Consider the following 13639-nt stretch of genomic DNA (forward strand, 5'->3'; position numbering starts at 1 on the left):
ATTGCTACAGACAAACGCAACGCGTTTGCTGTCTTGTTCCCTACGCAGGCATTAACCTGATCAGGTCCACGGATCCCGCAAAATGCGATCTCAGCCCGAATATCTGCACACAAATTTGCTGCAAAAACTCAAGGCACTCCGACAAGTAACGAATTAGCGCCAGTCTACTTGCTAACACGAAAGCTCGCAAGCACTGACACTGGAATTCTTATTTTCAGCTTATTGTTTAATAAAACTAAACTGAGGTTTTCCTTTCAAGGTCAACTTATTAGCATTTACTTCAAGCAATACACCAATTTGTAATTGGTTGATAAGCTGTGATTCAACCTGAGCGATTTCTTCACCACAGTATTTACGCGTCATGCCTAAGTTTTTAACTTTTAGCTGCCCTTCGACAATTTCGCCTTCGCCAAAAAAGCGATTACAACCCGCAAAACCGTTGACCTGCAGTGCATCGATAAAACGAATATCAATAGGCTTTTCACCAAGTCCAGCGTCTGATTGTAACTGCGTAATATGTTGACCATTTATACTCTGTAACTGCCAAGCGGAATACTTAAGCGCTTCCGTGTCTACCTTCCCTGTCGATATACATCCACTTAGCGCCATTATTGCGCCGATTATGCTGATGAATTTCATGGTAAACCATCTATTTTATGCCCTAAGTTTATTATAACGTTTCAAGACACAAAAATTGCAGTAAAATTCTGTAAAATTGTCTTACCTGAATATTTTAACACCAACTATTTCACAAATTGCTGCTCTTCAAATAAGTGCGTAATAGCGTCTGGTAAAAACGGTCTACCGCGCTCATTCACCGAAGTCCCTGTTACCACCGCATCAAGCATTAGCTTATCGTCATGCGCTCTTATTACTTTTTGCTTAAATGCGAACTTTACTCTGCTTTCACGCTCGAGTGCGACTTCAACATAAAACTCATCACCTGGGCGTAACGAGTCTTTATAATTCATTTCGCTCCGAATAACGACTAAGTTCACTTTTTGCTCAGCAAGCGCTGCAAAATCAACGTTATTCGCCAGTAAAAACTCATGCCTTGCATGCTCTAAATAATTAAAATACACGCTGTTATTAACTATTCCCTGTAAGTCACACTCGTAATCTCGGACTTTAAAATCGACTTTAAAACTCATATCTGGCCTATTTGTTTAACATTTTCGGGCTAACATATAACACAATTTCACTGTCAACTGGTCTGGCTTTTGTTAAACTGTGCCCAATTAAAAATGGGACAAAGATTAAGCATGAAGTTAAAACTCTCTACGATCACCTTGGCACTGCTGCCATTTTTCTCTCATCAGGTACTTGCCGACGATAACCTAGAAACCATTGTCGTCACTGGCGATTTTCAGAATGAAACTATCCAGACATTAAGTGCAAGCGCTTCGGTGGTGGACGAACTCACTATCGCTAAGCGTGGTGCGCAATATTTAGATGAGATACTAGGTGCCACCGCTAACGTTAACTTTACGGCAGGTGCGTCTCGTGGTCGCTTTATGCAAATCCGTGGTATCGGCTTACGTTCACAGTTTGTTGATCCTATTTATCCCAGCGTTGGCTTATTAATTGACGGTATTAATTATTCAGGATTAGGCGCAAGTGCGCTGCTTTTTGATACTGAGTCAGTGATAGTGTATCGCGGCCCTCAAGGCACTAAATTCGGTTCAGATGCTTTAGCAGGAATCGTTGAAGTAAATACCCAAGCCGCTACCACAGCGCCATCATTAAAAGTGAAATTAGGTGCAGGCAATTACGGTAGCTATGAAGCAGGCCTTGCTGCGGGCACTGGATTAAGCGACGACACCGCAGTGCGCGTCAGCCTTTATCAGCGAGAGTCTGACGGTTACGTAGATAACCTCTACCTAAACAAACCCACTCAGCAACAAGACGAGCAAGTAGCAAGAGTGAAACTTAACTCTCAAGTGAGCGACAACCTCGCACTAGAGTTCGCTTATCACCATATTGATACTGAAAACGGGTACGACGGTTTTACCCTAGATAATTCACGTAACAGCGTTGCTGATACCCCGGGCCAAGACAACCTCAGCTCCGATGCGTTTTCACTACGTGGAATTTACACTCGCTCAGACTTATTCAATGTCGAATTTAAAGTATCTGGGCTAGATGCTGATACTTTATATAGCTACGACGAAGATTGGGTATGTAACGACGCAGCTCAACCAGCGCTATGTGCAGCAGGCTTGCACCCAGAAGGATACAGCTCAACCGATGCCTACGAGCGTAACCATGAAAATGGCAATATAGAGTTTTTAATCAAAGATAAGCAAAATGACTGGGTGGTAGGTGTTTTTGCAAAGCGTAACGATGTTGATTTGACCCGTCATTACACTTGGCTTGAGAACCCATTTACGTCAGCATACACCGTAGAAAGTAGAGCGATTTTTGGTCAATACGTACATCACCTATCTGACAAAACCCGTCTTATCGGTGGCCTTCGCGCGGAGCAATATGACGCTGACTATTTAGATAGTAACGGCTTTACCATTGAAACCGATGATGTAATGTGGGGCGGAAAAGTTGCACTTGAATATCAAGTTGTACCGCGCACGATGATCTACACCAGCCTTACTCGCGGTTACAAAGTCGGCGGTGTAAACGGCGAAGCACTAGCAAAAGCCAAAGATGAAGGTTTAAACATTCCGGCCGAACACCATTACTTTGACCCAGAGTATGTTTGGAACGCTGAGTTTGGCGTAAAAGGTGAATCTGAAGACAAACGTCACCTTGTGCGGGTTACCGCTTTTTATATGCAACGCGATGATATCCAGTTAAAGCAATGGCAAGTTTCTAACCAGCAATTTGCAGGCTACATCGACAACGCCAGTAAAGGCAGTAACTACGGCCTAGAAGTTGAAGGCAACCTACAATACACGGACCGCCTTGGTTTTAGCTATAGCGCAGGCTATTTAGAGACCGAGATTGAAGACTTTGTGGCTGCCAGTGGCCTAAACCTTGATGGTCGAGACCAAGCACAAGCGCCAAATTATCAATACTCGTTTGCCGTCAATTACGAGTTAATGGATAACCTAGTGGTTGAATTGGGTGTGGAAGGCAAAGACAACTATTACCTCTCGGACAGTCACAACGAGCAAGCACGCAATCATAACCTAATCAACGCAAGCCTTAGTTACTATGGCGACAACTGGTCATTAACGGCTTGGGGTAGAAACCTAGCAGACGAAGACATTGTAGTGCGTGGCTTTAGGTTTGGTAATAATCCACTAGACGGCTGGCAAGACAATACCTATGTACAGTACGGCGAGCCGCGCGTTTATGGTCTAAGTTTTACTTACGAACTGTAGTACGACCCGTTTATCGCCTACACATAAGGCGATAAACGGGCACAAAAAGAAAAAAGGGGGAACGTAAAATTAGAGTAAAACGTTCCCCCTCACCGCAAAAACTCAAAAAGCAATTACCCTTTTAGTTACTCCATGCTTGGGGCACTGGAATACACCAACTCAACCAGATTATTCATCGTTTTTGACTTCTGCATGTAAGCCTTTTCCATATGGGCAAGCTCTTGCAGTTCAAACAAGGTTGTTTCCACCAGTGCTAACCATTTGGTTGTGGTGTCTGGCACCTCGTCACCCTGCCTTGCCGCCTTCTTGAGGGCATCGTAATAAATCGTTAAGTCATGATATTGGCGTAGATAATCCATATTGCTCTCCAACATGTCACTTTATTTCACACTAAAGTAACAAAAGCTTCGGGCAAAAATCTGCGCGAAGAAAATTTTTTTGAATTTATTTGTAAATTAATTAAAAACGCCAGCACCATCATAGCAACACCTCCTTTGACTCAAGAGTTACTCATCTCAGGCTTCGCCTAAAAAATCGAGCGAAGATTCATTAAATGCAACAAAATGTTCATTTTTCGACTGAATACACTTGAAAAAGAAAATTTCTACGATAGACTCGCGTTTACGGTTTAGATACAAAAATGCAACTTGGTTAAGCGAACAATAGAGACAAACAAATAGCGTACATCAGACAACATAGGGACTGATGCTGTTTGTGACGCGAGTGCGACAGGCAAAAAGGATTGAGTTGGTGGGGAAATATGATAAGCGCTTTACAGGAGACGACCTGCGCCGCATGCGCAAAGTCGCTGGCAAAACCACGCAAGAAATGGCTAACTTGGTCGGCGTGGAGCGTGGCACTTACGAAAACTACGAAAAAGGCGTAAGCAAATTTCCCTACGAATATTTTGAAGTATGGTGCGACGCCTGCGGCATCAACCTTAATCCACTTAGAGAACAAATCCTTGCCTTAAGAGACAAAATTGACGACACCAAGTTATGGCGCAAGTCTCCAACACCACGAAATAGCAAATCAAGTAACGAGGATAACGGCAAATGAAAGACTCACACTTTCATAATCCTTCTGCTAGATGGAAAACAATAAAGTTACGAATAATGCCTATTTACAACATAGTGTTTTCAACTTTGTTGTTAAGGAGTAAAGTGGAGTGGAAACTAAACACCGCAAAACTTAACTTAAAAAGGACGTCATTATGCGCTTTTTGCTAAAAAAGACTACTAGTAAGCTTTCAGATATTTATCAGCTCCACCTCAAAGAAACAAAAATGGTTTCTGGTGGCAGCGGTCCAAATAAAGATAAAGACCCAAAAGTAGAAATAGAACAACAAACTGCAGTTTGTACAGAGCCGCCTTACAACTAGATGAGCAAATATACTCACCGGCAGCTGAGAGTCATGCTGCCGACTCTAGAGTGCGCAGAATAAACGCTGGAGATATCAGGAAAAGCAATGAAGTTATCATGGATTTTTTTATTATTTGGAGTAGTGACAGCTATTTTGCTTTCAGCAGCCTACATACGCTTTGAACTATATATTAACAGTGTTTGGTTAATCATTATTTTTGTCATCAGTATTCTTGGTAAGAACCTTGAGAATATTAAGCACATCACTTTTATTTTGTTACTCATGATATTGGTTGAATACTTGGTGATCCTTTACTTGCTTAAGTACAACCCTAATGAATTCCCTCCATATCTAAATAATGCCTTTATCTTTGGTACTCACTTTATTTTAGATTTAATAACCATGATATTGCTAAAGTATCGTATGCGCTTATCCCTTAAGTATATACGAAAAACAAACCCAGAGAACTGGCAATCTATCTACATGACCCATGCAGACCCCATTCTTTATGGTATTTTCTTCGCTTTTATTATTGTTGATTTAGCAGCCTTTGGTGAAAACCTGATCCGCAATATGGATCTCTTTTTTGGTGTTTCAGAAGAAGCTTCGAAACCCTTTTGGAGTTGGGGTTGGGTCTATAAAAGTTATGAGTACTTGAAGTCGATTCTCTTGGCTTGTGTGATCACCACCCTACTAGCCACTATCTTTGTCGAACGACAGCGCCCTGATACACCAGATGAAGAGTTAGATAGCGAATCTTAGTGATTTTATAACTGTCACCTTATAAGCGGGTACAGTCGTGCTCTATGCGCTTATATGATGACTTAACAAGGAATCTCAGACATTAAAAAAGGCGCTTGCGCGCCTTTTTTAATTCCTCAATTTACCGCTGATTATTCAGTTTCTGGTAAATTGCGACCATAGAACACTTCCTGAATTTCACGATTCAGCTTAAGACGAATTTCTTCCTCTTCGTCTGCGTCTAAATCATCAGTACTAATTCCAAATAGATATGCATTTAGGTCTGTTTCCTTAAGCATCATCTTAGTGTGGAATAGGTTCTCTTGATACACGTTTACGTCTACCATGTGGTATGCGTCTTTAGTATCTTCCGTCATGTAATTCTGGATCGAGTGAATTGCGTGGTCGATATAGTGTTTAACACCATTAACGTCACGAGTAAATCCACGAACACGATAATCAATCGTCACCACATCTGACTCTAAAGAGTGAATTAAGAAGTTAAGCGCTTTAAGTGGCGAAATAATGCCACACGTTGAAACTTCGATATCTGCTCTAAAAGTACAAATGCCATCATGTGGGTGCGCTTCAGGATAAGTATGAACACAGATGTGACTCTTATCCAAATGTGCAACCACTGAATCAGGCAATGGTCCTGGTGCTTCATTACTATCAAAAGTCTGTTGTTCAACAGGCTCTTCTGATACTAAGATCGTCACACTCGCCCCTTGTGGTTCATAATCTTGACGCGCGATATTCAGTACGTTTGCACCGATAATATCCGTTACGTCTTTTAGAATATCCGTCAAACGATCAGCACTATACTGCTCATCGATATATTCTAGATATTCTTTACGTTGCTGCTCGGTCTTGGCGTAGCAAATATCGTAAATGCTAAAGCTTAAACTCTTAGTTAAGTTGTTAAAGCCATGGAGTTTAATTTTATCAAAGGGCTTGTTCACGATAGACCCACCTTAATACAAAAAATCTGCGCTGCAGAAACAAAAGTTCGCGGATTTTATACGAAAATAGCGCTATGAAAAAGCGTTATTTTTCGTCAATTTCAACCACTTCATGGCTATGCGTAATTTCTACTGCTTTTTCAAGCATTAATGCCACTGAACAATACTTTTCAGCGGATAAACTTACGGCTCTTTCTAGGTGTTTTTCAGAGACATTACGCCCTTTCACCACAAAGTGTAAATTGATCTTGGTAAAAACCCGAGGTGCGCTTTCTGCGCGCTCTGCGGTTAATTTTACTTCCACGTCGGTCACATCCTGACGCGCCTTTTGTAGAATGCTGACTACATCGACTGACGAACAACATCCCGCTGACATTAATACCATCTCCATTGGACTTGGCGCAGCACTATCAGAACCGGCATCAAATACCACATTATGCCCCGACGCAGAGCGACCGATAAAGGTATCTCCTTCAACCCATTTTACGCTAGCTAACATAGTTATCCTCTATAAAGCATAACACCGCCAAATGGCGGTGTATCTTAAACCTAGAATTGCCTCTAAGTGTGTTTTCTACACTGTCGATAGTGATTGTGCCAAGCTATACAGCAGAATCAAACAGGTTTTTGACCAAACCTGCGAATTCTTCGATAAACTCTTTTTGTTCTACGGTGACACGTCTATCAACAACACTTGATAGCACTTCTTGTAAGTCATACACAATGCCATCTACCTCACGCACGATCATACTGCGCTGCTCTGTAGATAACTCTGTGTGCTGCTCGCATATACGGATAACGTTTTCAGCGATCACATCTTCGATTAATTCCATGACTGTTGGAGCCCCTGGTTCAACCGTCCCAGACTTCTCAAACAAGGCTAAGTTTTGCGTCAAATACATGACTAAATCATCGTACCCTTGTTTATCTAAAACCATACTTTGCTCACCCGAACCTATCAAAGACATCTCCTATTGATTTAAGCAGAAAGTTTTTTCGATTGCTACTTTTGTAGTCAACTAGACACAAAAAAGCAGCCGAAGCTGCTTTTCTTATCAATTTTTATTGAGTAAACCTCAATATTGGCATTTTAATCCAAAGATAAACCTGGGCTCAAGCTAGAAGGTAAAGTTACCTTTTCTAGTTCCACAGAAGCCACTGGGTATGCACAGTAATCTGCCGCGTAGTATGCACTTGCACGGTGGTTACCTGATGCACCGATACCACCAAACGGAGCTGCACTTGAAGCGCCAGTGATTGGGCGGTTCCAGTTTACGATACCTGCGCGAATACGACGTAAGAAACGGTCGTAATCAGCTTCGTTGTCGCCAAGCAGACCTGCTGATAAGCCAAAGCTTGTCTCGTTCGCTTTTTCGATAGCTGCGTCAAAGTCTGTGTAGCGGAATATTTTTAACAGCGGACCAAAGTGCTCTTCATCAGGGAAGTCTGCAATGTTAGTACATTCGATGATACCTGGCGTCACAAAGCCTGTGCCTTCTGTGTGCGTCAGCTCGATAAGCGACTGACCACCGAGCTCAACAAGCTGTTGTTGTGCTTTTACCATGCCAGCGGCTGCTGCATTTGAGATCATTGAGCCCATGAACGGTTGATCTGCATCGTCAAAGTTACCCACTTTAATCGCTTTAGTTGCTTTGATCAGTTGCTCAAGGATTGTGTCACCTTGTTCACCCGCAGGAAGGAATAGTTTACGAGCACAAGTACAACGTTGACCACTTGAGATAAACGCAGATTGAATAATGTCGTGTACTGCCGCTTTGGTATCCGCTACGTCTTTTACGATAAGCGGGTTATTACCGCCCATTTCAAGCGCTAAAATCTTACCCGGTTGACCTGCATATTGCTCATGTAGCAAGTGACCCGTACGAGAAGAGCCAGTAAAGAATAAGCCGTCAATACCCGCGTGTGACGCAAGTGCTTTACCTGTTTCAACTTCGCCTTGAACTAGATTAATAACACCAGCAGGAAGACCCGCTTGTTGCCAGTATTTAAGCGTTAGCTCAGCAACATATGGCGTTAGTTCAGATGGCTTAAAGATAACCGTGTTACCAGCAAGTAGCGCAGGTACGATGTGACCATTAGGTAAGTGACCAGGGAAGTTATATGGGCCAAATACAGCAACTACACCATGTGCCTTGTGACGGATCACGGCACGGCCAACTGGCATTGGATTTTCAACAACACCTGTACGCTCTTGATAGGCTTTCTCAGAAATCGCGATTTTACCTACCATAGCACCCGCTTCTGTACGAGTTTCCCAAAGTGGCTTACCCGTTTCTTTAGCAATTGCAATAGCCAGCTCTTCGCTATTTTCTTTTAATACTTCAGCGAAACGCTTAACGATTTCTAGACGCGCTTCAAAGCTCATGTCGCTCCATGAATAGAAAGCTTCACGAGCCGCTTTTACCGCGCCGTCAACTTGCTCAGCAGTAGCTGCGTTTGCGCTCCAAATAACGTCGTTGTTTGCTGGGTTTACAGAGCTAAAGCTTGCGCCTTGTCCTGCAATCCACTCACCATTTATTAGTTGTGCTGCATGTGTTGTCATAATCTGTTCCCAATCTTAAATCTTTACTAGGCTTACTTGATCGCCTTCTTCAACTTTTAGCGCCGCGGCAACATGTGGAGCAAGCGTAACTTCATTGCCATCAGTCAGGGCTAACTCAATTACTGTCGCGCGATAATCAACAAGTTTACCATTTGCGACCATAACAGGGAATCCACCGTTGCTTTCGCCTATTTTCACAGTACGAGTTTCACTATTGCGAACCGTGCGGATGTTCCCCACTTTTGCTTCTACCGTTGGACCCGCGTCGAAGATATCAACATAACCATTAAATGTGAAACCTTCGCTTTTTAGTAGCTCAATCGCAGGACGCGTATTGTCATGAACTTCACCAATCACCGCTTGTGCTTCTTTACTAAGCAGGTTCACGTAGATTGGGTACTTTGGCATTAATTCAGCAATAAAGACCTTTTGGCCGATACCCGTTAGATAATCCGCTGTCGGGAAATCCATCGAGAAGAAATGCTCTTCAAGCCATTGCCAGAACGGGCTTTCGCCTTGCTCGTTAGAAACACCACGCATTTCCGCGATAACGGTTTCAGCAAAACGAGCACGATGTTGGTTAATAAACATAAAGCGAGAGCGAGATAGCAGTTTGCCGTTTGCGCCTTTGCGATAGCCATCTTTTAAAAACAGGGTGCATAATTCCGTCGCGCCAGTGTAGTCATTACATAGCGTTAAAATATCCACTGCTTTATAAACATCGAGTGTGCGTGAAGAGTGGATCACTTTGCTTAGGTGATAATGATAAAACGCATCATCTAAACCAACCGCAGCTTCGATACCGCTGGTACCAACCACCTCGCCTGTTTCAGTATCTTCTAATACAAATAAATAGCCTTCATCAAAAGGCTTGTCTGCTTGCTTGCCAAATGAAGCAACAGAGCGTGCAATCTTCTTCTGTAATAGCTCTTCGTTAACAGGCAAAGAGGTAAAACCGTGGCCTGATTCGTGAGCAATGTTTAAAAGCGCTGGATAATCGCTTTCTTGGATTGGGCGAAGGATCATCATGAGCCCGCTTACTCCTCAAAAATGTGGATAACAACAAGGCCACCAAAAGGTGACCTTGCAACCAGTATTAAGCGTTGTTAGCAACTACCGCAGCAACGGCTTTTTCAAAACGTGCCATCCCTTCGCGAATGTCAGCTTCTGGAATAACAAGAGATGGAGTGAAACGTACTACGTTTGCACCAGCAACCAGCGACATCACACCTTGCTTGATACCTTCAACCAAGAATTCTTTTGCTTTGCCTTCGTACTTTTCAGTGACTACACCACCAAGCAGTAGACCTTTACCACGTACTTCGGTAAATACGTTGTACTTTTCGTTGATGTCGTTTAGTAGTTCACGGAACAGCTGCTCTTTTGCTTTTACGCCATCAAGTACTGCTGTTGTGTTTACTGTGTCAAATGCCGCTTCTGCAACCGCACACGCCAGCGGGTTACCGCCGTATGTAGAACCGTGAGTACCCACTTTTAGGTGCGCAGCAATCTCAGTTGTTGTGATCATCGCGCCGATAGGGAAACCACCGCCAAGCGCTTTAGCCGTTGTTAAAATATCAGGAGTTACGTTTAAACCTTGGTATGCATACAGGTCACCAGTACGGCCAACACCAGTTTGCACTTCATCAAAAATAAGTAGCGCGTTGTGCTTGTCACACAGCTCGCGAACACCTTTTACGAACTCAGCCGTTGGTGAAATGATACCACCTTCGCCTTGTAGCGGCTCCATCATCACGGCACAAGTGTTGTCTGAAATAAGCGCTTCAAATGCCGCTAAATCGTTATAGTCTGTGTGAACAATGTCGCCCGGCTTTGGACCGAAGCCATCAGAGTATGCAGCTTGACCACCTACGGTCACAGTGAAGAAAGTACGGCCATGGAAACCTTTGTTGAAAGAGATGATTTGCGACTTTTCAGCACCAAACTTATCTAGTGCCCAACGGCGTGCTAGTTTAAGCGCAGCTTCGTTCGCTTCTGCACCTGAGTTTGCAAAGTAGACTTTTTCTGCGAACGTGGCATCAGTTAGCTTTTTCGCTAAACGTAGTGCGGGCTCATTGGTCATCACGTTAGATAGATGCCAAATTTTCTCGCCTTGCTCTTTAAGCGCGCCCACCAAAGCTGGGTGACAATGACCTAGACAGTTAACTGCGATACCACCAGCAAAGTCGATGTACTCACGACCTTCCTGATCCCATACTCGAGAACCTTCACCTTTCACTGGAATTACCGCTGAAGGTGCGTAGTTAGGTACCATTACGTCGTCAAACAATTCACGATTGATAGTCATTTTATTTCCTCATATTTGGTGAGTGAAAGTGCAAACAAGGAGTCATTTCCTTTTGGAGGTCGGCGCGTTGCCGCCACTTGATAGGATATTTATTCACACCAATTCGGTGCTATGTATTTTGACCCGCCCCTTGATGGCACAAAATTCATACGCTCATTATTCCAGAAAAAGCGCCATTTGTCTCACTTATACCACGTTCTCAGCCCTTAGTATTCAAGGGTTTAACATATATTCTCAACTCAAGTGAATAACTATCTAGGGCAGATATTTAGGGCAAAGCAAGCGCCGTGCAGCCTTGCACAGATCATTTAAGATTAGGTTTTGAATGAATAGTCGCAAAAAAAATTTCAATTTTTTTTACAAAATCGTCAACTGCAGGTTATGGAACGCACATTTTGCCAATTGCTGACGCATTTCCTCGGTAAGTTCTAAATGATTGAGCAAAATCTCGGCTTCGTCGTCTTCAATTAACTGACTATCTTTTAAAACAAGCAGTTGTGCGTAGCCATAGGCTTTTTGCATCACTTGTGTCAGAGGTAATGGGTCGGCAATGTTTTTATGCGCATTTGGTAGATAAGTTTGCGCATACTCTTCCATGACGGCATTAAAGGGTAAATAACGTAACTCCATTTTTTCAATTAGCTTACGTGAAATCTCTGCTGAATGTTCTATCAACAAGTTACGTAAAAATAACGGATCAGGAGATAACTCCATTAATGCGGTGTGTAGGTCTTTTTGCTTTTTGTCTCGTGCTATTTGCACCTTGGCTTGCCACACCTTTTCGAAGGTGCGTAAATAAAGACGGATCAAGGCCACTTTCCCAAGTTCTAGTAACATGCCTAAAGTAAACGCATGCTGTTCTTTTACCCCAAAAAATGGTGCCAGCTCTTTTGCCGCAATGGCCGTGCTCATGCTCAGCTCGCGTAATTTACGCTTCATTAAACCAAATGGTTCTGTAGCATGCGGCATCCAGTGTCTTACCGCCATTGTCGGGATCACCATTTGCAAGTTCTCAAGGCCTAAATACCTTAATGCTAATGCCGGCGTGTCGACCTTAATGGACGTGCCTTTACTGTTTTTTTTGCGATACTGTGGCAAGTTGACTAGCGAAACTAGCTCACGACCCAACCAACTTAAGTCATTAACCAAAGGTTCTAAACGCCCAACTGAAGCTGAGCGCACGGCAAGAATGTCTAAAATCGCAGGAACGGAGTCTTGAATGCCAATGACTTCATGATAGATATTATCAAGGTCATGCAGTTGCTTTGTGATAGCTTCTTCGATAACGGAATGTAGATGCTTACTCGCTTTGGCAATATATTTGTGATGGCTTGTGCTGCTTTCTTGGCGTTTTGCAGCCGCTGCAATTTCCACCTCTAGCATAGTGCGCTGTGCGATATTCTCCCCATAGCTAATATCAAATGTATGGATATAGCCTATTTGCTTTTGCGCAAAGTTGAGGCTGATAAGAAGGTCATGGGCACGCTCGGATAGCGCTTGTGCCATTCTAATTTGCTTATTTTCTTGCGTCATGCATGCTACTTATCTAAAGGAAAAACACTGAGTTAAGCACTCAACAGAATCGTCTTACTGATTAACATTATACCAGTAAAAGCAATATTATGATTTGATATTGCGCACAATAGAATCAAAAAGTTACGTATCAAAAACTAGTCTAACCAACAAAAACGCAGCGAATATGGATGTATAACACCTAGGCGAAATCCCGTTGGTTTTGTTTAAACTTTAGAAGCGTTTTATAAAGTTATCAAGTAATGCTAAGCCGTGTTCAGTGAGGATAGCTTCTGGGTGAAATTGCACACCTTCAAGTGCTCTATCGGATGCCAAGAGTCCCATAATTTCATCACGCTCCCCCTCTTGTGTCTGTGTCCAAGCCGTTACGGCTAGAGACTTTGGTAAGCTACTTTGCTCAACAACCAAAGAGTGGTAGCGGCATACTTCGTATGGTGATGGCAGGCCTTGAAATACGCCTATATTGTTATGGTGCACTTGAGACGTTTTCCCATGCATCACTTGTTTTGCGCGAATGACTTTGCCACCTAAAGCTTGTGCAATAGTTTGATGACCAAGGCAAATGCCAAGAATAGGGATTTGTCCCTGTAGACGTTTTACGACTTCAAGCGAGATCCCCGCTTCATCAGGACTGCAAGGGCCAGGAGATAGCACAACATATTTGGGATTAAGCTTCTTGATTTGTGAGGCGCTGATTTCATCATTCCGCTTTACCAGCACGTCCACGTCTAAGCGCTGAAAATACTGCACTAGGTTGTAGGTAAAGGAATCATAGTTATCAATCATCAACAGCATGTAGGTACCACTAAAAGAACCAAGCAGCCTATT

Annotated in this window: 15 protein-coding genes and 1 riboswitch; of the genes, 4 read left to right on the top strand and 11 right to left on the bottom strand. The window is 43.1% G+C overall.

The window, feature by feature from the left end; translation table 11 throughout:
* Positions 1–20: 20 nt before the first annotated feature.
* A riboswitch (TPP riboswitch) is annotated at positions 21–151 on the bottom strand.
* A gap of 68 nt (positions 152–219) precedes the next feature.
* Positions 220–639: an META domain-containing protein gene (locus L3V43_RS12510; protein WP_010607082.1), complete on the bottom strand. Its 420-nt coding sequence runs from the start codon at positions 637–639 to the stop codon at positions 220–222.
* Positions 640–743: 104 nt separating this feature from the next.
* Positions 744–1151, bottom strand: coding sequence for an acyl-CoA thioesterase (locus tag L3V43_RS12515; protein ID WP_010607081.1), 408 nt, complete (start codon positions 1149–1151; stop codon positions 744–746).
* A 111-nt stretch (positions 1152–1262) separates the two neighbouring features.
* Between L3V43_RS12515 and L3V43_RS12520 the strand changes: the two genes are divergently transcribed.
* Positions 1263–3341, top strand: a complete 2079-nt coding sequence (locus L3V43_RS12520; protein WP_174170548.1) for a TonB-dependent receptor — start codon at positions 1263–1265, stop codon at positions 3339–3341.
* A 125-nt stretch (positions 3342–3466) separates the two neighbouring features.
* Here L3V43_RS12520 and L3V43_RS12525 read toward each other — a convergent pair whose 3' ends face one another.
* Positions 3467–3700 (bottom strand): hypothetical protein, encoded by a 234-nt coding sequence (locus L3V43_RS12525; RefSeq protein ID WP_010607079.1) that lies wholly within the window; start codon positions 3698–3700, stop codon positions 3467–3469.
* A gap of 346 nt (positions 3701–4046) precedes the next feature.
* Between L3V43_RS12525 and L3V43_RS12530 the strand changes: the two genes are divergently transcribed.
* From L3V43_RS12530 to L3V43_RS12540, 3 genes are all read left to right on the top strand, one after another.
* Positions 4047–4400, top strand: coding sequence for a helix-turn-helix transcriptional regulator (locus L3V43_RS12530; protein ID WP_237116620.1), 354 nt, complete (start codon positions 4047–4049; stop codon positions 4398–4400).
* A 154-nt stretch (positions 4401–4554) separates the two neighbouring features.
* The gene (locus tag L3V43_RS12535) at positions 4555–4722 is read left to right on the top strand and encodes a hypothetical protein (RefSeq protein WP_237116619.1); all 168 of its coding nucleotides are present in this window, start codon (positions 4555–4557) and stop codon (positions 4720–4722) included.
* 87 nt (positions 4723–4809) lie between these two features.
* The gene (locus L3V43_RS12540) at positions 4810–5466 is read left to right on the top strand and encodes a hypothetical protein (protein WP_237116618.1); all 657 of its coding nucleotides are present in this window, start codon (positions 4810–4812) and stop codon (positions 5464–5466) included.
* 131 nt (positions 5467–5597) lie between these two features.
* Here the strand turns inward: L3V43_RS12540 and speD are convergent, their stop codons facing one another.
* The 8 genes from speD to L3V43_RS12580 form a co-directional block, all read right to left on the bottom strand.
* Entirely contained in the window at positions 5598–6407 is an 810-nt protein-coding gene (gene speD / locus L3V43_RS12545; protein WP_095726638.1) for an adenosylmethionine decarboxylase, read from the bottom strand.
* A gap of 85 nt (positions 6408–6492) precedes the next feature.
* The gene (locus tag L3V43_RS12550) at positions 6493–6906 is read right to left on the bottom strand and encodes an OsmC family protein (protein WP_010607074.1); all 414 of its coding nucleotides are present in this window, start codon (positions 6904–6906) and stop codon (positions 6493–6495) included.
* Between the two features lie 103 nt (positions 6907–7009).
* Positions 7010–7345: a DUF3802 family protein gene (locus L3V43_RS12555; protein ID WP_029215895.1), complete on the bottom strand. Its 336-nt coding sequence runs from the start codon at positions 7343–7345 to the stop codon at positions 7010–7012.
* Between the two features lie 152 nt (positions 7346–7497).
* Positions 7498–8970 (bottom strand): succinylglutamate-semialdehyde dehydrogenase, encoded by a 1473-nt coding sequence (gene astD, locus L3V43_RS12560; protein WP_069020533.1) that lies wholly within the window; start codon positions 8968–8970, stop codon positions 7498–7500.
* A 15-nt stretch (positions 8971–8985) separates the two neighbouring features.
* Positions 8986–9999 (bottom strand): arginine N-succinyltransferase, encoded by a 1014-nt coding sequence (gene astA, locus L3V43_RS12565; protein WP_010607072.1) that lies wholly within the window; start codon positions 9997–9999, stop codon positions 8986–8988.
* 67 nt (positions 10000–10066) lie between these two features.
* Complete coding sequence (locus L3V43_RS12570) at positions 10067–11278, bottom strand: aspartate aminotransferase family protein (protein WP_206472683.1); 1212 nt, start codon at positions 11276–11278, stop codon at positions 10067–10069.
* A gap of 357 nt (positions 11279–11635) precedes the next feature.
* Positions 11636–12811: an HDOD domain-containing protein gene (locus tag L3V43_RS12575; RefSeq protein ID WP_010607070.1), complete on the bottom strand. Its 1176-nt coding sequence runs from the start codon at positions 12809–12811 to the stop codon at positions 11636–11638.
* Between the two features lie 213 nt (positions 12812–13024).
* Entirely contained in the window at positions 13025–13606 is a 582-nt protein-coding gene (locus L3V43_RS12580) for an aminodeoxychorismate/anthranilate synthase component II (RefSeq protein ID WP_237116617.1), read from the bottom strand.
* Positions 13607–13639: the final 33 nt, after the last annotated feature.

The sequence above is a fragment of the Pseudoalteromonas sp. L23 genome (assembly GCF_021728455.1).
GTDB lineage: Bacteria > Pseudomonadota > Gammaproteobacteria > Enterobacterales > Alteromonadaceae > Pseudoalteromonas.